Annotated in this window: 20 protein-coding genes, 2 rRNA genes and 1 riboswitch; of the genes, 4 read left to right on the top strand and 18 right to left on the bottom strand. The window is 67.3% G+C overall.

Annotation, left to right across the window (positions count from 1 at the left end; all coding sequences use genetic code 11):
- Positions 1-4: 4 nt before the first annotated feature.
- The 5 genes from kdpB to BN159_RS35820 are packed head-to-tail and all read right to left on the bottom strand — an operon-like array spanning position 5 to position 5,937.
- A complete protein-coding gene (kdpB, locus tag BN159_RS35835; RefSeq protein WP_015661929.1) occupies positions 5-2,119 on the bottom strand; it encodes a potassium-transporting ATPase subunit KdpB in 2,115 nt (704 codons plus the stop codon).
- Positions 2,119-3,780: a potassium-transporting ATPase subunit KdpA gene (kdpA, locus tag BN159_RS35830; RefSeq protein ID WP_015661928.1), complete on the bottom strand. Its 1,662-nt coding sequence runs from the start codon at positions 3,778-3,780 to the stop codon at positions 2,119-2,121. Before kdpA ends, kdpB begins: the two co-directional genes overlap by 1 nt.
- An 8-nt stretch (positions 3,781-3,788) precedes the next feature.
- Positions 3,789-3,878 (bottom strand): K(+)-transporting ATPase subunit F, encoded by a 90-nt coding sequence (gene kdpF, locus BN159_RS43265; protein WP_015661927.1) that lies wholly within the window; start codon positions 3,876-3,878, stop codon positions 3,789-3,791.
- Positions 3,875-4,060, bottom strand: coding sequence for a hypothetical protein (locus BN159_RS45885; RefSeq protein ID WP_015661926.1), 186 nt, complete (start codon positions 4,058-4,060; stop codon positions 3,875-3,877). Before BN159_RS45885 ends, kdpF begins: the two co-directional genes overlap by 4 nt.
- A 44-nt stretch (positions 4,061-4,104) precedes the next feature.
- The gene (locus BN159_RS35820) at positions 4,105-5,937 is read right to left on the bottom strand and encodes an APC family permease (protein ID WP_015661925.1); all 1,833 of its coding nucleotides are present in this window, start codon (positions 5,935-5,937) and stop codon (positions 4,105-4,107) included.
- Positions 5,938-6,148: 211 nt separating this feature from the next.
- Here BN159_RS35820 and BN159_RS35815 point away from each other — a divergent pair, with 211 nt between their 5' ends.
- From BN159_RS35815 to BN159_RS35805, 3 genes are all read left to right on the top strand, one after another.
- Complete coding sequence (locus BN159_RS35815; RefSeq protein WP_051113578.1) at positions 6,149-6,670, top strand: hypothetical protein; 522 nt, start codon at positions 6,149-6,151, stop codon at positions 6,668-6,670.
- Positions 6,671-6,934: 264 nt separating this feature from the next.
- A complete protein-coding gene (locus tag BN159_RS35810; protein WP_015661923.1) occupies positions 6,935-8,890 on the top strand; it encodes an APC family permease in 1,956 nt (651 codons plus the stop codon).
- Between the two features lie 80 nt (positions 8,891-8,970).
- The gene (locus BN159_RS35805) at positions 8,971-9,390 is read left to right on the top strand and encodes a TOBE domain-containing protein (RefSeq protein ID WP_015661922.1); all 420 of its coding nucleotides are present in this window, start codon (positions 8,971-8,973) and stop codon (positions 9,388-9,390) included.
- A 61-nt stretch (positions 9,391-9,451) separates the two neighbouring features.
- On the opposite strand, the gene gcvP is transcribed toward BN159_RS35805, so the two are convergent.
- A complete protein-coding gene (gcvP, locus tag BN159_RS35800) occupies positions 9,452-12,337 on the bottom strand; it encodes an aminomethyl-transferring glycine dehydrogenase (RefSeq protein ID WP_015661921.1) in 2,886 nt (961 codons plus the stop codon).
- A gap of 175 nt (positions 12,338-12,512) precedes the next feature.
- A riboswitch (glycine riboswitch) is annotated at positions 12,513-12,608 on the bottom strand.
- Between the two features lie 113 nt (positions 12,609-12,721).
- Between gcvP and BN159_RS35795 the strand changes: the two genes are divergently transcribed.
- Entirely contained in the window at positions 12,722-13,096 is a 375-nt protein-coding gene (locus tag BN159_RS35795) for a PRC-barrel domain-containing protein (protein ID WP_015661920.1), read from the top strand.
- Between the two features lie 178 nt (positions 13,097-13,274).
- Here BN159_RS35795 and BN159_RS35790 read toward each other — a convergent pair whose 3' ends face one another.
- From BN159_RS35790 to BN159_RS35735, 12 genes are all read right to left on the bottom strand, one after another.
- A complete protein-coding gene (locus BN159_RS35790) occupies positions 13,275-14,657 on the bottom strand; it encodes a DNA polymerase IV (RefSeq protein ID WP_078598929.1) in 1,383 nt (460 codons plus the stop codon).
- A gap of 70 nt (positions 14,658-14,727) precedes the next feature.
- A complete protein-coding gene (locus tag BN159_RS35785; protein WP_078598928.1) occupies positions 14,728-15,411 on the bottom strand; it encodes a MerR family transcriptional regulator in 684 nt (227 codons plus the stop codon).
- Positions 15,412-15,616: 205 nt separating this feature from the next.
- Entirely contained in the window at positions 15,617-16,090 is a 474-nt protein-coding gene (locus tag BN159_RS35780; RefSeq protein ID WP_004002801.1) for a bifunctional nuclease family protein, read from the bottom strand.
- 84 nt (positions 16,091-16,174) lie between these two features.
- Positions 16,175-16,912 (bottom strand): transcriptional regulator FtsR, encoded by a 738-nt coding sequence (ftsR, locus tag BN159_RS35775; protein ID WP_015661917.1) that lies wholly within the window; start codon positions 16,910-16,912, stop codon positions 16,175-16,177.
- A 20-nt stretch (positions 16,913-16,932) separates the two neighbouring features.
- A complete protein-coding gene (locus tag BN159_RS44385) occupies positions 16,933-17,892 on the bottom strand; it encodes an FHA domain-containing protein (protein WP_078598927.1) in 960 nt (319 codons plus the stop codon).
- A gap of 61 nt (positions 17,893-17,953) precedes the next feature.
- The gene (locus tag BN159_RS35765) at positions 17,954-18,787 is read right to left on the bottom strand and encodes a DUF881 domain-containing protein (protein ID WP_015661915.1); all 834 of its coding nucleotides are present in this window, start codon (positions 18,785-18,787) and stop codon (positions 17,954-17,956) included.
- 5 nt (positions 18,788-18,792) lie between these two features.
- Complete coding sequence (locus tag BN159_RS35760) at positions 18,793-19,125, bottom strand: small basic family protein (protein WP_003988855.1); 333 nt, start codon at positions 19,123-19,125, stop codon at positions 18,793-18,795.
- Positions 19,122-20,030: a DUF881 domain-containing protein gene (locus tag BN159_RS35755; RefSeq protein WP_086016486.1), complete on the bottom strand. Its 909-nt coding sequence runs from the start codon at positions 20,028-20,030 to the stop codon at positions 19,122-19,124. The genes BN159_RS35760 and BN159_RS35755 overlap by 4 nt, the downstream gene beginning before the upstream one ends.
- A 98-nt stretch (positions 20,031-20,128) precedes the next feature.
- A complete protein-coding gene (locus BN159_RS35750) occupies positions 20,129-22,624 on the bottom strand; it encodes a mannose-1-phosphate guanyltransferase (protein ID WP_015661913.1) in 2,496 nt (831 codons plus the stop codon).
- 113 nt (positions 22,625-22,737) lie between these two features.
- The gene (locus tag BN159_RS35745) at positions 22,738-23,346 is read right to left on the bottom strand and encodes a CDP-alcohol phosphatidyltransferase family protein (protein ID WP_015661912.1); all 609 of its coding nucleotides are present in this window, start codon (positions 23,344-23,346) and stop codon (positions 22,738-22,740) included.
- 110 nt (positions 23,347-23,456) lie between these two features.
- A 5S ribosomal RNA gene (gene rrf / locus BN159_RS35740) occupies positions 23,457-23,573 on the bottom strand.
- Between the two features lie 99 nt (positions 23,574-23,672).
- Positions 23,673-26,794: ribosomal RNA gene (locus BN159_RS35735) — 23S ribosomal RNA — on the bottom strand.
- Positions 26,795-26,901 lie beyond the last annotated feature (107 nt).

Raw genomic sequence — 26,901 nt, 5'->3', positions numbered from 1 at the left:
TCCTTCACCCGATCCCGGGGATCAGCGAGATGATCATGTCGATGAGTTTGATTCCGATGAAGGGCGCGACCAGACCGCCGAGCCCGTAGATCCCGAGGTTCCGCCGCAGCATGCGATCCGCGCTCACCGGCCGGTACTGCACACCCCTCAGGGCGAGCGGCACCAGGGCGATGATGATCAGCGCGTTGAAGATGACCGCGGACAGGATCGCGGAATCCGGCGAGGACAGGTCCATGATGTTGAGCTTGTCCAGGCCCGGGTACACGGCCGCGAACAGCGCCGGAATGATCGCGAAGTACTTCGCGACGTCGTTGGCGATGGAGAACGTGGTCAGCGCACCGCGCGTGATCAGCAGCTGCTTGCCGATCTCGACGATCTCGATGAGCTTGGTCGGGTTGGAGTCGAGGTCGACCATGTTGCCGGCCTCCTTGGCGGCCGACGTACCGGTGTTCATCGCCACGCCGACGTCCGCCTGGGCCAGCGCGGGCGCGTCATTGGTACCGTCACCGGTCATCGCGACCAGCTTGCCGCCCGCCTGCTCCCGCTTGATCAGCGCCATCTTGTCCTCGGGAGTCGCCTCCGCTAGGAAGTCGTCGACCCCCGCCTCCTCGGCGATCGCCTTGGCGGTCAGCGGGTTGTCGCCCGTGATCATGACGGTCTTGATGCCCATGCGGCGCAGTTCGTCGAACCGCTCCCGCATGCCATCCTTGACGACGTCCTTGAGGTGGATGACACCCAGGATCCGGGCACCCTTGTCGTCCTCGACCGCGACCAGCAGCGGCGTGCCGCCGGCTTCGGAGATCTTGTTGGCGAGGGTGTCCGCGTCCTTGGCGACCGTGCCACCCTGCTCCTGGACCCAGGTGATGACCGAACCGGCCGCACCCTTGCGGATCTTGCGTCCGTCGACGTCCACACCCGACATCCGGGTCTGGGCGGTGAACTCGATCCAGCCGGCCTGGGCCAGCTCGCCCTGGTGCCGCTCGCGCAGCCCGTACTTCTCCTTCGCCAGGACGACGATGGAGCGGCCCTCGGGCGTCTCGTCGGCCAGCGAGGAGAGCTGGGCGGCGTCGGCCAGTTCGGCTTCCGTCGTCCCGCGCACCGGCACGAACTCGGCGGCCTGACGGTTGCCCAGCGTGATGGTGCCGGTCTTGTCGAGGAGCAGCGTGGAGACGTCGCCGGCGGCCTCGACCGCACGCCCTGACATCGCCAGCACATTGCGCTGCACCAGCCGGTCCATGCCCGCGATGCCGATCGCGGAGAGCAGGGCGCCGATGGTGGTCGGGATGAGGCAGACCAGCAGGGCGATCAGGACGACCATCGTCAGGTCGGTGCCCGCGTACTCGGCGAACGGCGGCAGGGTCGCCACCGCCAGCAGGAACACGATGGTCAGCGACGCCAGCAGGATGTTCAGCGCGATCTCGTTCGGCGTCTTCTGCCGGGCCGCGCCCTCGACCAGGTTGATCATCCGGTCGATGAAGGTCTCGCCGGGCTTCGTCGTGATCTTGATGACGATCCGGTCGGAGAGGACCTTCGTGCCGCCGGTGACCGCCGAGCGGTCGCCGCCGGACTCCCGGATGACCGGGGCCGACTCACCCGTGATCGCCGACTCGTCGACGCTCGCGACACCCTCGACGACGTCACCGTCGCCGGGGATGACATCGCCCGCCTCGCAGACGACCAGGTCACCGATCCTCAGCTCGGTACCGGCCACCACCGTCCCGTCGACCTTGCGGGCCACGGTGTCGGTCTTGGCCTTGCGCAGCGTGTCCGCCTGCGCCTTGCCGCGGCCCTCGGCGACCGCCTCCGCCAGGTTGGCGAAGATCACCGTGAGCCACAGCCAGGCGCTGATGGTCCAGCCGAACCAGTCGCCCGGATCCTTGAAGGAGAAGACCGTCGTCAGCACCGAGCCGACGAGGACCACGAACATCACGGGCGACTTGACCATCACCCGCGGGTCGAGCTTGCGGAACGCGTCCGGCAGAGACTTGACCAGCTGCTTGGGGTCGAACAGGCCCGCGCCTACCCGCCCCTCGGTGGGCTTGTGCCCGGTGGGTGCGTCCTGGTGGGGCGCAAGGGTGGGAGTGGACATGGAGTCCTGCTTCTTTACGTCGGTGGTCATCACGCCAGCCCTTCGGCGAGCGGACCCAGCGCGAGGGCCGGGAAGTAGGTCAGACCGGTGATGATGAGGATCGCGCCCACCAGCAGCCCGGTGAATAGCGGCTTCTCGGTGCGCAGGGTGCCCGCGGTGGCCGGGACCGGCTTCTGCTCGGCGAGCGAACCGGCGAGGGCCAGCACGAACACCATCGGCAGGAAGCGGCCGAAGAGCATGCACAGGCCGAGCGTGCTGTTGAACCACTGCGTGTCCGCGTTCAGACCGGCGAAGGCCGAGCCGTTGTTGTTCGAGGCGGACGTGTAGGCGTAGAGGATCTCGGAGAATCCGTGCGCCCCGCTGTTGGTCATCGAGTTCGCCGGGGTGGGCAGCGCCATCGCGAAGGCGGTGAAGACGAGCACCAGCGCCGGGGTGATGAGGATGTAGCAGGCCGCCAGCTTGATCTCGCGGGTGCCGATCTTCTTGCCCAGGTACTCGGGCGTACGGCCGACCATCAGGCCGGCGATGAACACCGCGATGATCGCCATGATCAGCATGCCGTAGAGGCCGGAGCCGACACCGCCGGGCGCGATCTCGCCCAGCATCATGCCGAGCATGGTGATCCCGCCGCCGAGGCCGGTGAAGGAGGAGTGGAAGGAGTCCACCGCGCCCGTGGAGGTGAGCGTGGTCGAGGTCGCGAAGATCGCGGACGCGCCGACGCCGAAGCGGACCTCCTTGCCCTCCATCGCGCCATTCGCGAGCTCGAAGGCCGGACCGTGGTGGGAGAACTCGGTCCACATCATCAAAGAGACGAAGCCGAGCCAGATGGTGCCCATCGTGGCGAGGATCGCGTACCCCTGCTTGACCGAGCCGACCATGACGCCGAAGGTGCGGGTCAGGGCGAACGGGATGACCAGGATCAGGAAGATCTCGAACAGGTTGGAGAACGGCGTGGGGTTCTCGAAGGGGTGGGCGCTGTTGGCGTTGAAGTAGCCGCCGCCGTTGGTGCCCAGCTCCTTGATGGCCTCCTGCGAGGCGACCGCGCCGCCGTTCCATTCCTGCCGGCCGCCCATGAACTGGCCGACCTCATGGATGCCGGAGAAGTTCTGGATGGCACCGCACGCGACGAGCACGACCGCGGCGACGGCCGCGAGCGGCACGAGGATGCGGACGGTGCCGCGGACCAGGTCGGCCCAGAAGTTGCCCAGCTCACCGGTGCGGGAGCGGGCGAAGCCGCGCACCAGCGCCACCGCGACCGCGATGCCGACGGCGGCGGAGACGAAGTTCTGCACAGCCAGACCGGCGGTCTGCACGACGTGGCCCATGGCCTGCTCGCCGTAGTACGACTGCCAGTTGGTGTTGGTCACGAACGACACGGCGGTGTTGAACGCCTGGTCCGGGTCGATCGCGGAGAAACCCAGCGAGCCGGGCAGCGCGCCCTGGAGCCGCTGGAGGCCGTAGAGGAAGAGGATGCCGATCACGGAGAAGGCCAGGACGCCGCGCAGGTACGCGGGCCAGCGCATCTCGGTGTCGGGGTTGGCGCCGATCCCCTTGTAGATCCACTTCTCCACACGCCAGTGCTTGTCGGAGGAGTAGACCTTGGCCATGTAGTTGCCAAGGGGGACATAGGCGAGCGCCAGCGCCGCTATGAGAGCGACCAGCTGGAGGACGCCGGCGAGTACGGGACCCATATCTGCTCTCAGAACCTCTCCGGGAAAACAAGGGCGAGGACGAGATAGCCCAGCAGGGCGACGGCGACCAGCAGGCCGACGATGTTCTCGACAGTCACAGCTTCGCCACCCCCTTGGCGACGAGGACCCCGGTCGCGACCGCCGCGATCGTGGTGAAGACGAAGGCCAGATCGGCCATCGCGAGCTCCTGGAGTGTGAGGTTCGGTTGGACAGGGACGATTAGAGGAAACCGCTTCTCTGGCCGGAAACGACCGTCGTTGACGGCTCCCTTACGGGCCACTGCGCGGCTTTGACGGGACTCTTACGCCTGGTGTGCGGCACGCCTCAGTGCAGCCGGAAGCGCAGTCGGCAGATGACCGCGTCGGTGTCGCGCCGCACGGCATGCGCGACCACGGCACCGCGCTGGTTCTGGAGCAGCCGCTGCCACAGCCGCTCCGGCTCGGTCTCCGGGATCAGCACGGTGACCCGCGTGGCGGGCTCCGCGGCGGTGACCGCACGGACGTACGCGGCGATGGGACGGCCCAGTGAGCGGCGCTCACAGCTCAGCCGGACGAGCGGCACCCCGGGGTCCCACTCCGCCCAGGCCAGCTCCAGGGCGTGCAGCCCCGCCCGGTCCTCGGCGTCGGGGTAGCAGACGGTGACCGCCCGGACCTCGTCGCCGAGGGAGGCGGCGGCCGTCAGGGCCTCGGAGGTGAGCCGGGACAGCGAGGAGACGGGGACGATCACGACCGAGCGGTCCCGGTGCGGGGCCTCGGGGATACGGCCGAGGCCGAGCCGCTCACCGATGCGTGCGTAGGCGCGGTGCACGGTCTCGAAGGCGAGCACGAGCAGCGGCAGGGCGATGACGACGAGCCAGGCGCCCTCCTCGAACTTGGTCGCGGTGACGACGACGGCGGAGACACCGGTGAGCAGGCCGCCGAACCCGTTGAGCAGCGCCTTCCGAGGAGCTCCTGCCTGACGCCAGTGCCGGACCATGCCCACCTGGGCAATGGTGAAGCCGACGAAGACACCGATGGCGAACAGCGGCACGAGGGTGTTGGTGTCGCCTCCGGAGAAGACCAGCAGCGCGGCCGAGACGAGGGCCAGGGCGAGCACGCCGTGCCGGTGGACCTGCCGGTCGGCCTTGAGGGCGAAGACGTGCGGCAGGTAGTTGTCGCGGGCGAGCAGCTTCAGCAGCACTGGGAGACCGCCGAAGGAGGTGTTGGCCGACAGGGCCAGCAGGATCATCGTGGCGAACTGGATGACGTAGAAGGCCCAGTTGTGGCCGAGCGAGGCGTCCGCGAGCTGGGCGAGGACGGTGACGCCCTCGACCGGCTGGAGGTGGAAGCGGGAGATCAGCACCGAAAGACCGATCAGCATCACACCGAGGACCGCGCCCAGGGCGACCTCGGCGTGCTGGGCCCGCTTGGCCCGCGGGGTGCGGAAGGAGGGGACGGCGTTGGCGATGGCCTCGACGCCGGTGAGGGCGCTGCATCCGGAGGCGAATGCCTTCAGCAGGAGCAGGGCGCCGACGGTGGTGGCGTTGTCGGCGAGCACGGAGGCGTGGCCCTCGGCAGTGGCGGTGCTGGCGGGTGCGGACCGGAAGAGGCCGACCGCTATCAGCACGAGGATCGACCCGACGAACACGACGGTCGGCACGATGAAGGCTCTGGCCGCCTCGACGATGCCGCGCAGATTGACGCCGGTGATCAGCACCAGGACGGCCAGGCACAGCCACAGCCGGTCGGCGTAGAGCTCCGGAAAGGCGGAGGTCAGGGCGGCGACACCGGCCGTGACGGCGACGGCGACGTTGAGAACGTAGTCCAGGACCAGCGAGGCGGCCGCCACCAGGCTGGTGCGCGCTCCCAGGTGCCGTTTGGCGACGGCGTACGAGCCGCCGCCGTCCGGGAAGGCCGCGATGACTTGCCGATAGGAGGCGACCAGCACCGCCAGCAGGCCCGCGATGGCCAGCGTGACCGGCAGCGTGAAGCCGAGCCCGTGGGCGCCGGCAGCCGCCAGGACGAGCACGATCGCCTCGGGCCCGTAGGCGACGGACGCCATCGCGTCCAGGGACAGCGCGGCCAGTCCGGTGACCGCGGTGAGGCGATGGCGCTCACCGGTATCGGGTGGTTCCTCGTCAGCGGGGACGGCGTCCTGCTCGGCGGTCAGCACGGACATGGCTGGGTGCTCCTTCGTACGGTGTGCGTTGTCCAGCCAGGTTCCGTCCCTGCCGTAGCGCCACCGACTGCTCCTTGCGGGTTCTTCGCGCCGATCCGGACGACTTTGACGGATCACTGACGTGCGGTGGGACGTCAAGAACCGGCGGCGCTCCGTCAGGGTCCCGTCAACACGCGCGGTCCGCGCACGGGCCGTCCCTAGCGTCGGCCACATGGAACACCAACAGCCTGAGAGCCCCGTGGTGTGCGACCGTCAGTGGGCGCCGGACCTCCTCAGCGCGGTCGGCTGCTCGGGCGTGGTCCTCGGGCTGCTGCTGCTCGTCGACCGGGGCGCCGACACCCTCACTTCGGAGCGCGGGGCCGTCTGGGTCACCCTCGCCGCGCTGCTCTTCGCGGTGCTGTGCCCGGCCCGCGTGACGGCGGGCGAGGGCTGGCTGGAGACGCGCCGCCTGCTGGTCACCCGACGGGTACGTACCGACCGACTGGTGTCCGTGCACTGCCTCGACGGCGTGGCCCAACGCCTGCTGCTGCGGGACGCCTTCGGCGACCGGGTGGAGATCGACCCCCAGGTCCTGATCGGCAACCCCGATCTCTGGCACCGCCTCGACGAGGACACTCGACGATCCATCGCCGCGGGCTCCCTGCTCTGCGGTCGGACGGCATTGCGCCGGCTGGCCGAGCGCATCGACCGCAGGACCGTGGAGACAGTGTTCAGGGTGTCGGGCCTGGACTGACCGACACCGCAGGCAGCATCACGCTGGGTGTCCACCCCGGATCACCACTCAGCCCCTCCCTCATACAGCACAGGCAAGAACGAGACACCCCCTGAGCTCCTGTCCTGACGCGCTGCCCCCGCTCACCGGCCAAGTCTTAACGGAAGCTTGACGCCTCGACCCCCCTTGATCCGTAGGCCCAGGCGTCACTCTCTGCTTAGGCTTGTTCGGCCGTCCGCGGGATGGCCGAAAACGCTCGCCGCGCCGCACATCAGGAGCCCCTGGATGGCCACCACGGAACACCCCCCGCCCAGCCGCCTGCGCGCCTGGATGCTGGAGGGCCTGTCCGACATGGGCAAGGGCCACGGCCCGCAGCGCCCGCACGCCGAACCCGAGCCGGCCCACAAGGGCCAGCCCTGGTACCGGGTGATGTGCCTGACCGGCGTCGACTACTTCTCCACCCTCGGCTACCAGCCGGGCATCGCGGCCCTCGCGGCCGGCCTGCTGTCACCGATCGCGACCATCGTGCTGGTGATCGTCACCCTGGCCGGGGCCCTGCCGGTGTACCGGCGGGTGGCCGAGGAGAGCCCCCACGGCGAGGGCTCGATCGCCATGCTGGAACGGCTGCTCTCCTTCTGGAAGGGCAAGCTCTTCGTCCTCACCCTGCTCGGCTTCGCCGCCACCGACTTCCTGATCACCATCACGCTCTCGGCCGCCGACGCCTCGACCCACCTCGTCGAGAACCCGCACCTCAATGAGACCCTGCACGACCAGCAGATGCTGGTCACACTGATCCTCGTGGCCCTGCTCGGCGCGGTGTTCCTCAAGGGCTTTCTGGAGGCGATCGGGGTCGCGGTCGCCCTGGTGGTGACCTACCTCAGCCTGAACGCCGTGGTGGTGGCCGTCGGCCTGTGGCACGTGATCACCGAGGGACACGTCGTCACCGACTGGACCGACGCCCTGACCGCCGAGCACGGCAACGTCTTCGTCGTGATCGGCATGGCCCTGATCATCTTCCCCAAGCTGGCCCTCGGCATGTCCGGCTTCGAGACCGGCGTCGCTGTGATGCCCCACGTCAAGGGCGACCCCGACGACACCGAGGAACAGCCCAAGGGCCGTATCCGGGACACCAAGAAGCTGCTCACCGCGGCCGCCCTGATCATGAGCTGCTTCCTGATCACCACCAGCTTCATCACCACCCTGCTGATCCCCGAGAAGGACTTCGAGGAGGGCGGCCCGGCCAACGGCCGCGCCCTCGCCTACCTCGCGCACGACTACCTCGGCGGCGCCTTCGGCACGGTCTACGACGTCTCCACGATCGCCATCCTCTGGTTCGCCGGCGCCTCCGCGATGGCGGGCCTGCTGAACCTGATGCCGCGCTATCTGCCCCGCTACGGCATGGCCCCGCACTGGGCCCGCGCGGTGCGCCCGATGGTCATCGTGTTCACCCTGGTCGGCTTCCTGGTCACCTGGATCTTCGACGCCGACGTCGACGCCCAGGGCGGCGCCTACGCCACCGGCGTACTCGTCCTCATCAGCTCCGCCGCCATCGCCGTGACCATCGCCGCCCGCAAGGCGGGACAGCGGAACTGGACCATCGCCTTCGGCGTGATTTCGGCGGTGTTCCTCTACACGACGACCGTGAACGTCATCGAGCGCCCCGACGGTGTGAAGATCGGCGCCTGCTTCATCGCGGGCATCATCCTGATCTCCCTGCTCTCGCGGCTGCTGCGCGCCTTCGAGCTGCGCGTGACCAGCGTGACGCTCGACCCCATGGCGGAACGATTCGTCCGGGACATCGCCAGCCGGAAGATCCGCTTCATCGCCAACGAGCCCGACAACCGGGACAAGGCCGAGTACCGCGACAAGATCGAGCAGATCCGCCAGGACAACGACGTCCCCGGCCAGGAGGACTTCGTCTTCGTCGAGGTGACGGTGACGGACCCGTCGGAGTTCGAGGCGGGCCTGACCGTGCGCGGCGAGGTCCTCCACGACCGCTACCGCGTCCTGACCCTGGAGTCCTCCTCCGTCCCGAACGCCCTGGCCGCCTTCCTCCTCCACGTCCGCGACACCACGGGCTGCACGCCGCACATCTACTTCGAGTGGACCGAGGGCAACCCCTTCGCCAACTTCCTCCGCTTCTTCCTCTTCGGCCAGGGCGAGGTCGCCCCCGTGACCCGAGAGGTCCTGCGCGAGGCGGAACCGGACCGAGCCCGCCGCCCCCGCGTCCACACCGGCTGACAGCCCCACATACGGGGCATAAGCACCTCGCCCGGCTACCGTGGGACGCCTCACCGACCGCCCCGAAGGCGAGGCGCCCCATGCCCCTGAGCATCCGCAACCAACTCCCCGGCACCGTCACCGCCATCACCCCCGGCGAGGCCATGGCCACGGTCAAGGTCGGCCTCGCCGGCGGCCACGACCTCACGGCCGCGATCACCAGAGAAGCCGTCGAGGACCTCGCCCTCGCCCCGGGCTCCGAAGTCCGCGCCCTGGTGAAGTCGACCGAGGTCTCCCTCGCCACCGCCCCCGTGACCGGCCTGTCGATCCGCAACCAGCTCCCCGGCACGGTGACCGGAATCGCGACGGGCAACGCGATGACGACGGTACGGATCAAGGTGCCCGGCGGCGACCTGACCTCGGCGATCACCACGGACGCGGCCACCGACCTGGCCCTGTCCCCCGGCACCTCCGTGGTGGCCCTGATCAAGTCGACGGAAATCGCCCTCGCGACCCCCTGACACGAAAAGGGCTCCGCCCGGGCCGTAAGCCCGGGCGGAGCCCTTCACTCAAGTCGCCGGATCAGTCCTCGTACGCGTCCAGCGGCGGGCACGAGCAGACGAGGTTGCGGTCACCGAAGGCCTGGTCGATACGGCGCACCGGCGGCCAGTACTTCTCCGCGGCCGAGACCCCGCCCGGGAACACGGCCTCCTCACGGCTGTACCCGTGCTCCCACTCCCCGCCCAGCGCGGCGGCGGTGTGCGGAGCGTTCCGCAGCGGGTTGTCGTCCGCGGCCCACTCCCCGGAACCGACCTTCTCGATCTCCGCGCGAATGGCGATCATCGCCTCGCAGAACCGGTCCAGCTCGATCAGGTCCTCGGACTCCGTCGGCTCGATCATCAGCGTGCCGGCGACGGGGAAGGACATCGTCGGCGCGTGGAAGCCGTAGTCGATGAGCCGCTTGGCCACATCGTCGACGCTCACGCCGGTCGCCTTCGACAGCGGCCGCAGATCGATGATGCACTCGTGCGCGACGAGCCCGCCCGGACCCGTGTACAGCACCGGGAAGTGCGGTTCGAGCCGCTTGGCGATGTAGTTGGCGCTGAGCACCGCGACCTGCGTGGCCCGCTTGAGCCCCTCGCCGCCCATGAGCCGGACGTACGACCACGAGATCGGCAGGATCCCCGCCGAACCCCACGGCGCCGCCGAGATCGGCCCGACACCGGTCTCCGGACCGGCGCCCGACTGGAGCGGGTGGTTCGGCAGATACGGCGCCAGGTGCGCCCGTACACCCACCGGACCGACGCCCGGACCGCCTCCGCCGTGCGGGATGCAGAAGGTCTTGTGCAGGTTCAGGTGCGAGACGTCACCGCCGAAGTGGCCGGGCTTGGCCAGCCCCACCAGGGCGTTCAGGTTGGCACCGTCGACGTAGACCTGGCCGCCCGCCTCGTGCACCTGCGCGCAGATGTCGGCGACGTGCTCCTCGAACACACCGTGCGTCGAGGGGTACGTGATCATCAGCACCGCCAGCTCGTCGCGGTGCTGCTCGATCTTCGCCCGCAGGTCCTCGACGTCGATCTCGCCGTCCTCGGCGGTCTTGACGACGACGACCTTCATGCCCGCCATCACGGCGCTGGCGGCGTTGGTGCCGTGCGCGGAGGACGGGATGAGGCACACGGTCCGCTGCTCGTCGCCGTTGGCCCGGTGGTATCCGCGTACGGCGAGCAGACCGGCCAGCTCACCCTGCGACCCGGCGTTGGGCTGGAGCGAGACCTTGTCGTACCCGGTGACCTCGGCGAGACGGTCCTCCAGCTCGTGGATGAGCGTGAGGTAGCCCTCGGCCTGCTCCTGGGGCACGAAGGGGTGCAGCTGCCCGAACTCCGGCCAGGTGACCGGCTCCATCTCGGTGGTCGCGTTGAGCTTCATCGTGCAGGAGCCCAGCGGGATCATGCCGCGGTCGAGCGCGTAGTCACGGTCCGCCAGACGGCGCAGGTAGCGCAGCATCGCCGTCTCGGAGCGGTACTGGTGGAAGACCGGGTGAGTCAGGAACTCGTCCCCGCGCAGCAGCCCCTGCGGCAGCGCGTCCCCGGCCTCGGCGTCCAGCGCCTCGACGTCGCCCTCGACCCCGAACGCGCTCCACACGGCGGCCAGCTGGGCGCGGCCGGTGGTCTCGTCGCAGGCGACGGAGACATGGTCGGCGTCGACGAGCCACAGGTTCACGCCGCCTTCCCGCGCGGCGGCCACGACCTCGGCGGCCCGCCCGGCGACCCGCACGGTGACCGTGTCGAAGTAGGAGCCGTGCACGACCTCGACCCCGCCCGCGGTGAGCCCCGCGGCGAGGATCGTGGCGTAGCGGTGGACCCGGCCCGCGATGCCCTTCAGCCCCTCGGGCCCGTGGTAGACGGCGTACATGCCCGCCATGACGGCGAGGAGCACCTGCGCCGTACAGATGTTGCTGGTCGCCTTCTCGCGGCGAATGTGCTGCTCACGCGTCTGGAGCGCCAGCCGGTACGCCTTGTTCCCGTCCGCGTCCACGGACACCCCGACGAGCCGGCCGGGCAGGCTGCGCGCGAACTTCTCGTGCACGGCCATGTAACCGGCGTGCGGACCGCCGAAGCCCATGGGCACACCGAAGCGCTGCGTGGTACCGACCGCGATGTCCGCGCCCAGCTCACCGGGCGACGTCAGCAGCGTCAGCGCGAGCAGATCGGCGGCGACGGTGACGAGCGCCCCCAGCTCATGGGCCTGCTCGATGACGGGCTTGATGTCCCGCACGGCTCCGGAGGCGCCCGGGTACTGGATGAGCACGCCGTTGATCTCGCGCGCGGCGATCTCGGCCGGAATGCCCTCGCTCAGGTCGGCGACGACGACCTCGACACCCGTCGGCTCGGCACGCGTCTCGATCACGGCGATGGTCTGCGGAAGGGCGTCCGCGTCGATCAGGAACAGGCCCTTCTTGTTCTTGCCCATGCGCCGGGACAGTGCCATGGCCTCGGCCGCGGCGGTCCCCTCGTCGAGCAGTGAGGCACCGGAGGTGGGCAGCCCCGTGAGATCGGCGACCATGGTCTGGAAGTTCAGCAGCGCCTCGAGCCGGCCCTGCGAGATCTCCGGCTGGTACGGCGTGTAGGCGGTGTACCAGGCCGGGTTCTCCATGACATTGCGCAGGATGACCGGCGGGGTGAAGGTCCCGTAGTACCCGAGCCCGATCATGGAGTCGAGCACCTGGTTGCGGTCCGCGAGCGAGCGCAGCTCGGCGAGCACCTCGGCCTCGGTCCGCGCGCCCGGCAGCGCGAGGGAGTCGGCGTTCTTGATCACATCCGGCACCGCGGCGGCGGTGAGCTCGTCGAGCGAGCCGTATCCGACCTGGGCGAGCATCTTGGCCCGGGCTTCCTGGTCAGGCCCGATGTGACGCTGCTCGAAGGGAATCCCCAGCTCGAGCTCGGAGAGCGGAATGCGGTGGGCGGTCATTACGGAGGCCTCCTGGTCAGACACGACCTTCGAGGGGCACCACGGCGCGGGTACCCGGACGGCCTCCCCCTCTGTCATCTCAACCTGAGAGCTTCACCGGGGGCCTGAGGGCGCCCGGCTTTCACCGTCGGTGAGAGCGGAAGCCGTTGACACCCGCCCTGCTTTCCAGAGTGACCTCGTCCGTGCGGTACGTGGGCCTGAGAGATTCCGGGGAGGATTTGCTCCTTCGGCGCCTCCGATGATGTCTGGAGGACTCTCCCGCACGGGGTCAGCAGCCGCTGTCAGCCTACCAGCGAGGTCAACGCCCAGCCGTTCGAGTGGCCGCGCGCCCGAATGTGCTCTTTCGTAGTGCTTACGGATGATTTGCGACCAAGTGGAGGGCCCGTGCAGACCGACATCGATCCGCGCAACCTGATCGGCCGCAAGGCGTTCGACCGCAACGGCACGAAGATCGGCACGATTGACGAGGTCTACCTCGACGACGCGACCGGGGTGCCGGAGTGGGCAGCCATACGCACCGGCCTGTTCAGCAGAGACGCCTTCGTCCCCCTGGAACCCAGCGAACTGATCGAAGGCACGTTGAAGGTCCCCTTCGACCGCTCCCTAATCAAGGACGCCCCCGACTTCGGAGTAGGCCGCCACCTCTCCCCCGAACAAGAACTCCAGCTCTACCACCACTACGGCCTCGACATCACCTCCCCCCCACCCCCCGACCACGACTTCGGCAACCTGGCAGGAACAGAGGACGCGGACACGTAACTGCCACGCGCCTGGCTGGGAGGGCAGTGGGCCGTATCCGCGCAGCAACGGGCAACCGCACCGCTGCACCGGCCGCCGCTGCGGGCAGTCGTGCCGCTGGGGCGGCACGGGTGGGCGCAGCGGCACCCCGCAAGCGCGGGCCAGCGCACCCACCCCCACGCCAGCACCAGGCAAGGGGTCACGCACCAGCTCCGCCCACCGAGGCCCCAGGTCTCCCCCGCACCAAGGGCAACGGATCGGCAACAGTCAGCAACGGATCATCAACCCGAAACGTCCGCACCCGCCCCGGCTCCGACTCAGGCGTCTCAAACCGCACAGTCACCCGCCCCAGCCCACTCCCCTGCACCCACCCATGCCCGAACTCGGCATGCACCACGTCATGCCCCGCAGCCCACCGCCGCTCCACAGGCACCTCCACCACGTCCCCCACCCCCGCAGCCTCACCTGAGCCATCCCCCTCCTCCCCCGATTCCTCCGCCCCCAGCTCCCCCGCGGCCTGCGCGAACAGATCCTCCTGCGTGTAATCCGCAAGCCCACTCACCCCGACCCCCAGCAACCGCACACCCCCCGTGGTGTCGACGGCCTCCAGCAACCGCGCGGCCGCTTCCCGCACCACCCCCGGATCATCCGTAGGCCCCCGCAACGTCTCGGATCGAGTCAGCGTCGAGAAGTCGTACCGCCGCACCTTCAACACGATGGTCCGCCCGGACAGCCCGGCCCCCCGCAACCGCCGCACACACCGATCCGCCAGCCGCTGCACCTCAAGCCCGACCCGCACCCGGTCATGGATGTCGACGTCGTACGTGTCCTCCACCGACACCGACTTCGTCTCCCGCTCGGCCACCACCGGCCGCTCATCCCGCGCCAGCGCCATCGCGTACAGCGCATGCCCATGCGCCTTCCCGAGCAGCCGCACGAGCTCGTCCTCCCCCGCCTCGGCCAGCTCATCGACCGTATGGATCCCGGCCCGCCGCAGATGGTCCCCCGTGGCCGGCCCCACCCCCGGCAGGGTCCGCACCGACATCGGCCCCAGCAACGCCCGCTCGGTCCCCGGCTCGATGAGCACCAGCCCGTCCGGCTTGGCCTGCTCCGACGCGATCTTCGCCAGCATCTTCGACGCCGCGAGCCCCACAGACCCGGTGAGCCCCGTGAAGGCCCGTATGTCGGCGCGCAGCTTCACCCCCGCCAGCCGAGCCGACGCCTCGTCCCAGGCCGCTCCCCCGGCCTCCAAATCCACGAACGCCTCGTCCAGACTGAGCGGCTCCACCAGCGGCGACAGCGCCCGCAGCAGCGCCATGACCTGCTCACTGATCGACCGGTAGAACCCGAACCGCGGCACGAGATAGGCGGCATTCGGCGCCAGCCGCCGCGCCTGCGCCATGGGCATCGCCGAATTGACCCCGAAGACCCGAGCCTCGTACGACGCGGTCGCCACCACACCACGCGGCCCGAGCCCGCCCACGATCACGGCTTTCCCGCGCAGACTCGGCTTGGAGGCCTGCTCCGCCGAGGCGAAGAAGGCATCCATGTCGAGGTGCAGGATCGTAGGCGCGCTTCTCACATCTCCGATGCTGCCCTACACCACTGACAACGCCCCCGCACCGCCCCCGACCAGGCCCACCGGAAAGCCCTCAGACCGCCCGGTTACGCCGCCGCGCCAGCTCATCCGCCGGATTGTGCCCGACGAGCGTCTCCCCGGTGTCGATCCGCTCCCCGTGCAGCTGGGACAGCGCGCTCTCGACATCCCGCCACACCACACCGACGGCGATCCCGAAGACGCCCTGCCCACCCTGGAGCAGCGCGTGGACCTCGTCGGGCGAGGTGCACTCGTAGACCGTGGCACCGTCGCTCATCAGCGTCATGCGCTCCAGATCGCTGAAACCCCGCTCCCGCAGATGCTGCACCGCGGTCCGGATGTTCTGAAGCGACACCCCGGTGTCCAGGAACCGCTTGACGATCTTCAGGACGACGACGTCCCGGAAGCTGTACAGCCGCTGCGTCCCCGACCCGTACGCGGGCCGCACGCTCGGCTCCACCAGCCCCGTGCGCGCCCAGTAGTCCAGTTGCCGATAGGTGATCCCGGCGGCCGCACAGGCCGTCGGGCCTCGATAGCCGATCTCCTCGGACGCCATGGGCGCCGCCCCTCCGCCGCTCGGCACGGCCGTCGGTCGCTGCGGGGCGCGGTCGGCCGCACCGCCCGTCTGGGGATATCCCCCGTTCGAGCGGGGCCGTGAGCTCGGGGGAGGGTACGGACCGCTCTCCCCGAGACTGCGTCCGGGGGCACCCCCAGCCGTACCGTCGCCGCTGCTTCTCACGCCGACCTCCGTCCTTGACCTGCCTTCTCGACGGTAGGCAGTCACCAGGGGTGCGTCAACGATCGCCACACTCGGCACGCCGAGTGATAATCACCCTAGGAGTGGTTTCCCGTACCCAACCGCGGGGAAAGGCTAGCCGAATGCGCTGGGCCCGGGTCGCAGGACGCTCTCACTCGCCGCTGGCAATTGCCGCCGCGCGAGGTTCTCACTGGCTGCTGGTTCCGAAGTCCTCGGGTGAGATCTGGTCGAGGAACTCGCGGAACTTCTCCACCTCGTCCTCCTGCTCGTCCGGGATCGCGATGCCCGCGTCGTCGAGCACGCCGTCGCTGCCGTAGATGGGGGTTCCGGTGCGCAGGGCCAGCGCTATGGCGTCGGACGGACGCGCGCTCACCTCGACCCCGCTGGCGAAGACCAGCTCGGCGTAGAAGACGCCTTCCCGCAGGTCCGTGATGCGCACTTCGGTGAGCTCCTGGCCGACGGCCTCCAGCACGTCCTTGAACAGGTCGTGGGTCAGCGGTCGCGCGGGGGCCATGCCCTGCTGGGCGAAGGCGATGGCCGTCGCCTCCCCCGGCCCGATCCAGATGGGGAGGTAGCGGTCGCCTCCCACTTCGCGCAGGAGCACGATCGGTTGGTTGGAGGGCATTTCGACCCGGACACCTACGACATCGAGCTCGTTCACACAGCAACCCTAGGCCGTGCCCGGGACGTTTGGGTAGTCGGGCAGGAAACGGGCGGCCGATACGGCCCTCCCACAGCCTCCGGCTCAGGGCAGGCGCACCCCGAGCGCGGTCTGCACGAGCGCGGCGTGCAGCTTGACCGTGAGCCCCGCCAGCTCCTTCGTACGGGCCTCTGCGTGCGCCCTGGTCTGCGGGTTGCGATGCCGCTTGAGCGGCGCCACGACCTGGTCCACCAGGCCCGCCTCCCGGTCCGCCGCGGCCTTCATCACGCGCAGGTGCCGCGGCTCGATCCCGAACCGCCCCAGCTCGGCGACAAGAGCGGCCACGGTGACCGCCTCGGCGTCGTACACCCCGTCCGGCAGCGGAGCGATCAGCCCGTACGACTCCCACTCCTGAAGATCGCACTCGTCGATCTCCGCGGCGGCCAGCAGCTCGGAACGCCCGATCCGGGCCGCCGTGGGAGCCTCCGACAGCTCCGGTACGGCCCCTCCGTCCCGCTGGCGGCCCACGGCGGGCAGCGGCACGGCCTCACCGCGCGCCATGGCGTCCAGATGCTCGCGGATCACCTTGAGCGGCAGATAGTGGTCCCGCTGCATCCGCAGGACGTACCCGAGCCGCTCGACGTCGTCGGCGCTGAACTTTCGGTACCCGGAGGGCGTCCGGCGCGGTTCGACGAGGCCCTCGGACTCCAGAAAGCGGATCTTGGAGATGGTGACTTCGGGAAACTCGTCGCGCAGCGCGTTCAGCACCGTGCCGATGCTCATCAGCTCGCTGTCCGTGGCGGCGATGCCGTGGCCGACACCGCCGCTCGGTGTTTGAAGCATGGACCTTCTCCGGGGGAGGGTCAGTAGCCTCGCTGGCTCGCGTAGAAGACCAGCCGGTACTTGCCGATCTGCACCTCGTCACCGTTCGACAGAGCGACCTGGTCGATCCGCTCGCGGTTGACGTACGTGCCGTTCAGGCTGCCCACGTCGGCGACCGTGAACGAGCCGTCCTGGCTGCGGCGGAACTCCACATGCCGGCGCGAGACGGTGACGTCGTCCAGGAAGATGTCGCTCTGCGGGTGACGGCCTGCGGTGGTCAGGTCGCCGTCCAGCAGGAAGCGGCTGCCCGAGTTCGGCCCACGGCGCACCACCAGGAGCGCGGAGCCGAGCGGCAGCGCGTCGACGGCCGCCTGCGCCTCGGGGGACAGCGCCGGAACCTGCGTTTGACCGGTGACCTCGGCGTCGTAGGCCTCGAGACCGGAGATGGAGATGGTGGACGTCGTCTCGGAGGGACGCTCGGGCACGGCACCCGGCCGCAGCGGAGCACCGCAGTTGGAACAGAAGCGACTGTTCTCCGCGTTGCGGTTGCCGCACCTCGTGCACACCAGGGCCGACATGGACGGATCCTCCTGCCGCGGCTGCCCCGCCGGGGCATTGGACGCGTACGGGTCGGCGGCGAACCCTCCACCCGCACTTGAGGCTGACGGTTGCCCGAAACCTATGCCTCCGGCCTGGGCAGGGTCAACCGACGGCGCGCCCTGACCTCCGGAAATGTCACCGCCCGGACCACCCACCTGGTCCCGGAACAACGGCCGCTGGCCCTCTGCGTCAGGCTGTGCGCGATGGCGGGCGGTGGCGTTGTCGTTGCCCTCTCGCGCGCTCTTGCCGAACAACTTCGCAAACAACTTCACGGGCGATTCCCCTTGACTGAAACAGACCCGCCCGTGGGGCAGGACGAACCCTGACTGCACACTCCGGCCGACCCGGACATCCTCACAACGTCCGTATCCACCAGACAGTTTCCACCACGCACCACCCATTCGGTGCGCCGACCCCCCGCAACCTCATGCCCTCGCCGGACGTCCCCCATGCACCCCCGATTCACCGCGAGGACGACCGAGCGTAGTCAGGCCGCTCCGCGGCCCGCAAGGCGTCCACAACGATCTTGTCCGACCGCTCGACCGTCACGGTGGCCTGCTCCTTCTCCAGAGTCTGCACCACGCCTCCAGGGATGTTCAGGGCCGGTTCGAGGTCCTGCGGCTTGCCGATGACCTTGAAACGATAGGGCGCGTTGATCTTGTTCCCGTCGACGCTCACGGAACCCTCCGAATCCGTCAGATAGGTACCCGCCACCACGCGTACCCCGTTCACCTGGATCGCCTCAGCGCCGGCCGCACGCAATTCCTGGATGGCGTCCAGCAGCATGTCCGCCTCGACCGTCCCCTTCGTGTCGCCGATGGTGACCGTGATGCCGGGCCCCTGAGCCGCCACCGTGCCCGCCAGAATGCCGAGTTGTCTCTCCTTCTCGACAGTCTGCCGACGAGCCTCCTCGGCCTGGTTCGAGCTGTTCTCCAGCTCGTCCCGCTGCTTCTCGAGTCCCTGCTTCTCGTCCTCAAGACGCTGTGTGCGGTCGTCCAGTTCATCGAGGATCCGCACGAGATCTTCCTGACGCGCTCCGCGCAGGGCGTCGTCCCCGTCACTGTTGGAGGCGACCTGCACGGCAAGGCCGAATCCGAGGCCGAACAGCAGCAGGGCGACGATCAGTTGAGCCCGCGTGACACGCGGCGGCCACAGCCCCTTGGCGAGACGCTGCCGACCGGTCAGCCCGGACCCGGCCTCCGGGGCCTCCGGCGCGGCCTCGGAAGCCGCGGACGGCACCTCGTCGGGCAGTTCCTTGCGCAGTCTGTTCTCGGGCGTCTCGTCCTGGTTGCTCATCGGCCTCACGCCCGGAACACGTGCCGGCGGATCGCCGCGGCGTTCGAGAAGATCCGGATACCGAGGACCACGACGACGCCGGTGGACAGCTGCGCGCCCACACCCAACTTGTCGCCCAGGAACACGATCAGCGCGGCGACGACCACATTGGACAGGAACGACACCACGAAGACCTTGTCGTCGAAGATGCCGTCGAGCATGGCCCGCAGACCACCGAAGACGGCGTCCAGCGCCGCCACGACGGCGATCGGCAAGTAAGGCTCGACGACCGCCGGAACCTCAGGCCGGACCAACAGGCCGGCCACGACTCCCACGACGAGGCCCAGTACGGCGATCACGATGTGCCCTTCTCGGATTTCTCGGTGTTCGGCTGTGCTGTTCGTACAGTCACACTGGGTGCCGCGGGCAGCCGGAGCTCACTTTCCACGGAGATGGCGGTCCTGATGCCGAAGTTCTCCTGCAAGGCGTGCAGATACAGCCCGTCGGCGCTGTCCTGGAACCTGCCGCTCAGCCGCTCCCCGTCCCCCACCGCGAGCACCGTGTACGGCGGCACCAGCGGCTTGTTGTCGACCAGTATCGCGTCACCCGCGGCCCTGATCGCCGACAGCGCCGTCAGCCGCTGCCCGTTGATGGAGATGGCCTCGGCCCCCGACTCCCACAGCCCGTTGACCACGCGCTGCATGTCCCGGTCCCGGACCCGTCCCGTGTCCGAGAACCCGGACGTCTCACGCGGGTCCCCGTCACCGCCCCCGCCGGATTCCTTGGCGTCGTTCACGACCAGTTTCACGCCAGGCCCGTGCACCTCGACGGCCCCGGCGAGAATCCCCACCAGCTCCGCCTGCTCGCCGCCGCCCTCCTTGAGCGCCTCGCGCTGGCGCGCGCTCACGTCGTCCCGCAGCTTGTCGACGCTGTCCTCGAGCTTGTCGGCGGCCTCGGTCTCCTGATCGATCCGGTCGATCAGCTCCTCGCGCTCCTTTGCCACGACAGGAGCCGCGACCCGGGCCTGAGCCGCACCCACGGTGACCACCAGGGCCGCCAGCACCAGACCGGCCGCGAGCCCGAGCTTCGCCCGGAGCGTCTTGGGCAGACCACCGTCCGCCGCCTTCTTCCGCGCAGCCGCCTCCGCGTACCCGTCATCGAGGCTGTGGTCCATGACATTGGTGAGCAGCGACATGGAAGCATCCGGGCGCGGGGGGCGCGTAGGAGTGCTCCGAACGGGGGGCTGCTGCGGCATGCCGCACATCGTCGCACGTCGCGCCCAGTACCTCCGAATGGCCCCACCGGCGTGCCGGACAGGCCCCCTTGGGGAGACTTGTCCGGCACGCGCGCGTAGAGCCCGTTTCAGCGGCCGGCGCTGTCCACCACGGCCGACCACTCGTCGAGCAGAGCCTGCGCGGAGGCGTCGTCCGGGCCCTCCGCCCACAGGTGAGTGACCGCTTCGGCCGGGTCCGGCAGCACCATCACCCAGCGCCCGTCCGTCTCGACGACCCGCACCCCGTCCGTGGTGTCCACGAACCGGTCTCCGGCGGCCTCGACGACCCGCCGCATGACGAGCCCCTTGACGGCCCACGGCGTCGCCAGATCCCGCTTGAGGACATGCGCCCGCGGAATCCGGGCGTCGATCTGGCTCAGGGTGAGCTGAGTCCGCGCCACCAGCCCGATCAGCCGTACGAAGGCCGCCGTACCGTCGAAGACGCTGCTGAACTCCGGGATGATGAACCCGGCCTTGCCGTCACCGCCGAAGATCGTGGTCTCGTCCCGCCCGACCCGGGTCAGATCGTCGGGCGACGTGGTCGTCCATTCCACCTGCGTCCCGTGGTACGCCGCCACCTGCTCGGCGATCCTGGTGGTCGTCACCGGAAGCGCCACCCGCCCGCTGCGCCGCTCCGCCGCCACCAGGTCGAGCATGACAAGCAGTGCACGGTCGTCCTCGACGATCCGTCCCTTCTCGTCGACCAGGGACAGCCGCTCGCCCACAGGGTCGAACCGCACCCCGAACGCGGCCCGCGCGGAGGCGACGATCTCGCCCAGCCGCACCAGCCCCGAACGCCGGGTGTCCGCGGTCTCCGTCGGCCGCGACTCGTCGAGACCCGGATTGATGGTCAACGAGTCCACACCGAGCTTGCCCAGCAGGCTGGGCAGCACGAGACCCGCACTGCCGTTGGACGCGTCCACCACGACCTTGAGCCCGGAATCGGCGATCCCCGTCGTGTCGACATTGCGCAGCAGTGATCCTGTGTACGAGTCGAAGACGCTCGCCGGGAAGTGCAGGTCCCCGATCTCCCCCGGGAACGCCCGCCGGTACTCCTGCCGCGCGAACACGCGGTCCAGCTTCCGCTGACCGCCCTGCGACAGGTCAGCACCCTGCCCGTCGAAGAACATGATGTCCACGGAGTCCGGCACCCCGGGCGTGGTCCGGATCATGATCCCGCCGGCACTACCGCGCGCGGTCTGCTGCCGCGCCACGGGCAGCGGTACGTTCTCCAGGTCCCGTACGTCGATGGCGCTCGCCTGAAGAGCGGAGATGACCGCCCGCTTCAGCGCCCGAGCGCCACGGGAGTGGTCGCGGGCCGTGGTGACGGTCGACCCCTTCTTGAGAGTCGTCGCATAGGCACCGGCCAACCGCACCGCCAACTCGGGCGTGATCTCCACGTTCAGGATTCCCGAGACCCCTCGGGCACCGAAGAGATGCGCCTGGCCCCTGGACTCCCAGATCACCGAGGTGTTGACGAAAGCACCGGCCTCAATGATCTTGAACGGGTAGACCCGCACATTGCCCTGAATGATCGATTCTTCCCCGATCAGGCACTCGTCGCCGATGACGGCGCCGTCCTCGATCCGGGCCGAGCGCATGATGTCGGTGTTCTTGCCGACGACACAGCCACGGAGATTGCTGTGCTGCCCGACATACACGTTGTCGTGCACGACGGCCTTGTGCAGAAAGGCCCCGCTCTTCACGACGACGTTGGAGCCGACAACGGTGTGCTCCCGAATTTCGGCACCGGCCTCGACCTTGGCATAGTCCCCGATGTAGAGGGGACCGCGAAGGACGGCATCGGAATGCACCTCGGCACCCTCCGCCACCCATACGCCCGGCGAGATCTCGAACCCGTCGAGTTCGACGTCGACCTTGCCCTCCAGGACGTCGGCCTGCGCCTTCACATAGCTCTCGTGGGTGCCGACATCCTCCCAGTAGCCCTCCGCGACATACCCATAGATGGGCTTGCCCTCCTTCATCAGCTGAGGGAAGACATCACCGGACCAGTCGACGGGCACATCAGCCTCGACATAGTCGAAGACCTCGGGCTCCATGACATAAATGCCGGTGTTCACGGTGTCGGAGAAAACCTGGCCCCAGGTCGGCTTCTCAAGGAAACGCTCGACCTTGCCCTCTTCGTCGACGATGGTGATTCCGAATTCCAGCGGATTCGGCACCCGCGTCAGACAGACAGTGACGAGGGCACCCTTCTCCTTGTGGAAACGGATGAGATCGGTGAGGTCGAAGTCGGTCAGGGCATCACCGGAGATCACGAGGAAAGCGTCGTCCTTCAACGCCTCTTCGGCGTTCTTGACGCTTCCGGCGGTACCGAGTGGCTTCTCCTCGTTGGCATAGCTGAGCTCCATCCCGAGCTCCTCGCCATCACCGAAGTAGTTCTTGACCAGCGAGGCCAGGAACTGGACAGTAACGACGGTCTCGTTGAGCCCATGCCTTTTGAGCAGCCTCAGAACGTGCTCCATGATCGGCCGGTTGGCCACCGGCAGGAGCGGCTTGGGCATGCTTGAGGTCATGGGGCGAAGGCGTGTGCCTTCGCCTCCGGCCATCACGACGGCCTTCATGTCGGAAGCGTCCTCCTCTAAGAGACGACGGTCTAGCCGACTTCACCCGTCCAGATTGTCCCGCACTTTTCTGCCGCGGGCCATCGAGCCGCTGGATCGCATCAAGGGCGAGTTCAATCGGCCATGGCGTCCGCACGGACCAGGCGGCGGACTTGTACCACGTAGAGGACTCCTGCCCACCAGTAGAGCGTTGTACCCCATCCGGCGAACGCCCATCCGAAAATAGCAGCAAGTGACGGGAGCCACCCGCTTCCATCGCTGAGCAGGAGCAACGGGAAAGCATACATCAGGTTGAAAGTAGCCGCCTTCCCCAGGAAGTTCACCTGGGGCGGCGGATACCCATGACGCCTGAGGATGCCCACCATCACCAGCAGAACCAGTTCTCGTGCAAGAAGTACGGCAGTCAACCAGAGCGGCAGAATCTCACGCCAGGTCAGTCCGACCAAAGTCGAGAGAATGTAGAGCCGGTCTGCGGCCGGATCCAGGAGCCGGCCGAGGCTGCTCACCTGATTCCAACGCCGGGCGAGCTTGCCGTCCAGGTAGTCACTGATCCCACTGAGCATCAGCACGAGCAGAGCCCAGCCATCGCTCTCCGGCCCGCCGAACTCCGGCCTGAGGATCAGCCACAGGAACAGCGGCACACCGAGGAGCCGAGCCATGCTGAGGATGTTGGGGATGGTGAGGACCCGGTCCGTCTGGACCCGGGTCTCCTGGACCTCCACCCGGGGGCCTCCTGTGGGGAAACGTGCGAACGATGCCCCCTGACCTTACCTCAACGCAAAAAAGCTCTGGCTCCTGGGCGGTGTGCCCAAGAGCCAGAGCTTTAAAAGGAGTTCGGCGGCGTCCTACTCTCCCACAGGGTCCCCCCTGCAGTACCATCGGCGCTGTAAGGCTTAGCTTCCGGGTTCGGAATGTAACCGGGCGTTTCCCTCACGCTATGACCACCGAAACACTATGAAACTGTCGAACAATGCCGCACCGCATGAAGCCATATGGCCATACGGGGCCGTTCGTGGTTTCAGAACCAACACAGTGGACGCGAGCAACTGAGGACAAGCCCTCGGCCTATTAGTACCGGTCACCTCCACACGTTACCGTGCTTCCAGATCCGGCCTATCAACCCAGTCGTCTACTGGGAGCCTTACCCCATCAAGTGGGTGGGAATACTCATCTCGAAGCAGGCTTCCCGCTTAGATGCTTTCAGCGGTTATCCCTCCCGAACGTAGCCAACCAGCCATGCCCTTGGCAGAACAACTGGCACACCAGAGGTTCGTCCGTCCCGGTCCTCTCGTACTAGGGACAGCCCTTCTCAATATTCCTGCGCGCGCAGCGGATAGGGACCGAACTGTCTCACGACGTTCTAAACCCAGCTCGCGTACCGCTTTAATGGGCGAACAGCCCAACCCTTGGGACCGACTCCAGCCCCAGGATGCGACGAGCCGACATCGAGGTGCCAAACCATCCCGTCGATATGGACTCTTGGGGAAGATCAGCCTGTTATCCCCGGGGTACCTTTTATCCGTTGAGCGACGGCGCTTCCACAAGCCACCGCCGGATCACTAGTCCCGACTTTCGTCCCTGCTCGACCCGTCGGTCTCACAGTCAAGCTCCCTTGTGCACTTACACTCAACACCTGATTGCCAACCAGGCTGAGGGAACCTTTGGGCGCCTCCGTTACTCTTTAGGAGGCAACCGCCCCAGTTAAACTACCCATCAGACACTGTCCCTGATCCGGATCACGGACCCAGGTTAGACATCCAGCACGACCAGACTGGTATTTCAACGACGACTCCACAACCACTGGCGTGGCCGCTTCAAAGTCTCCCAGCTATCCTACACAAGCCGAACCGAACACCAATATCAAACTGTAGTAAAGGTCCCGGGGTCTTTCCGTCCTGCTGCGCGAAACGAGCATCTTTACTCGTAGTGCAATTTCACCGGGCCTATGGTTGAGACAGTCGAGAAGTCGTTACGCCATTCGTGCAGGTCGGAACTTACCCGACAAGGAATTTCGCTACCTTAGGATGGTTATAGTTACCACCGCCGTTTACTGGCGCTTAAGTTCTCAGCTTCGCCATGACGAATCATGACTAACCGGTCCCCTTAACGTTCCAGCACCGGGCAGGCGTCAGTCCGTATACATCGCCTTACGGCTTCGCACGGACCTGTGTTTTTAGTAAACAGTCGCTTCTCGCTGGTCTCTGCGGCCACCCCCAGCTCGAGGAGCAAGTCCTCTCACCAGGTGTGGCCCCCCTTCTCCCGAAGTTACGGGGGCATTTTGCCGAGTTCCTTAACCATAGTTCACCCGAACGCCTCGGTATTCTCTACCTGACCACCTGAGTCGGTTTAGGGTACGGGCCGCCATGAAACTCGCTAGAGGCTTTTCTCGACAGCATAGGATCATCCACTTCACCACAATCGGCTCGGCATCAGGTCTCAGCCACAAGTGCGACGGATTTGCCTATCGCACGGCCTACACCCTTACCCCGGGACAACCACCGCCCGGGATGGACTACCTTCCTGCGTCACCCCATCACTCACCTACTAACCGCTTGGTTCGGCGGCTCCACCACTCCCCTCAACTCCGAAGAGATCAGGGCGGCTTCACGGCCTTAGCATCACGATGCTCGATGTTTGACGCTTCACAGCGGGTACCGGAATATCAACCGGTTATCCATCGACTACGCCTGTCGGCCTCGCCTTAGGTCCCGACTTACCCTGGGCAGATCAGCTTGACCCAGGAACCCTTAGTCAATCGGCGCAAACGTTTCTCACGTTTGTATCGCTACTCATGCCTGCATTCTCACTCGTCAACCGTCCACGACTACCTTCCGGTGCCGCTTCACCCGGCAGACGACGCTCCCCTACCCATCACAGCGGGCGTTGGCCCTATATGCTGCAATGACACGACTTCGGCGGTACGCTTGAGCCCCGCTACATTGTCGGCGCGGAATCACTAGACCAGTGAGCTATTACGCACTCTTTCAAGGGTGGCTGCTTCTAAGCCAACCTCCTGGTTGTCTCTGCGACTCCACATCCTTTCCCACTTAGCGTACGCTTAGGGGCCTTAGTCGATGCTCTGGGCTGTTTCCCTCTCGACCATGGAGCTTATCCCCCACAGTCTCACTGCCGCGCTCTCACTTACCGGCATTCGGAGTTTGGCTAAGGTCAGTAACCCGGTAGGGCCCATCGCCTATCCAGTGCTCTACCTCCGGCAAGAAACACACGACGCTGCACCTAAATGCATTTCGGGGAGAACCAGCTATCACGGAGTTTGATTGGCCTTTCACCCCTAACCACAGGTCATCCCCCAGGTTTTCAACCCTGGTGGGTTCGGTCCTCCACGAAGTCTTACCTCCGCTTCAACCTGCCCATGGCTAGATCACTCCGCTTCGGGTCTTGAGCGCGCTACTATATCGCCCTGTTCGGACTCGCTTTCGCTACGGCTTCCCCACACGGGTTAACCTCGCAACACACCGCAAACTCGCAGGCTCATTCTTCAAAAGGCACGCAGTCACGACTTGCAAGCAAGCTTGCAAGCGACGCTCCCACGGCTTGTAGGCACACGGTTTCAGGTACTATTTCACTCCGCTCCCGCGGTACTTTTCACCATTCCCTCACGGTACTATCCGCTATCGGTCACCAGGGAATATTTAGGCTTAGCGGGTGGTCCCGCCAGATTCACACGGGATTTCTCGGGCCCCGTGCTACTTGGGTGTCTCTCAAACGAGCCGCTGACGTTTCGACTACGGGGGTCTTACCCTCTACGCCGGACCTTTCGCATGTCCTTCGCCTACATCAACGGTTTCTGACTCGTCTCACAGCCGGCAGACTGTGAAAGAGAGATCCCACAACCCCCACGACGCAACCCCTGCCGGGTCTCACACGTCGTAGGTTTGGCCTCATCCGGTTTCGCTCGCCACTACTCCCGGAATCACGGTTGTTTTCTCTTCCTGCGGGTACTGAGATGTTTCACTTCCCCGCGTTCCCTCCACTTGCCCTATGTGTTCAGGCAAGGGTGACAGCCCATGACGACTGCCGGGTTTCCCCATTCGGAAACCCCCGGATCAAAGCCTGGTTGACGACTCCCCGGGGACTATCGTGGCCTCCCACGTCCTTCATCGGTTCCTGGTGCCAAGGCATCCACCGTGCGCCCTTAAAAACTTGGCCACAGATGCTCGCGTCCACTGTGCAGTTCTCAAACAACGACCAGCCACCCATCACCCCGAACCCTCACGGATTCGAGTGCACTGGGGCCGGCATCCGAAGACAGACCT

Source organism: Streptomyces davaonensis JCM 4913 (assembly GCF_000349325.1).
Lineage (GTDB): Bacteria > Actinomycetota > Actinomycetes > Streptomycetales > Streptomycetaceae > Streptomyces > Streptomyces davaonensis.
Note: the sequence above shows the minus strand (reverse complement) of the source record. Positions and strands in the feature narration are given on the sequence as shown.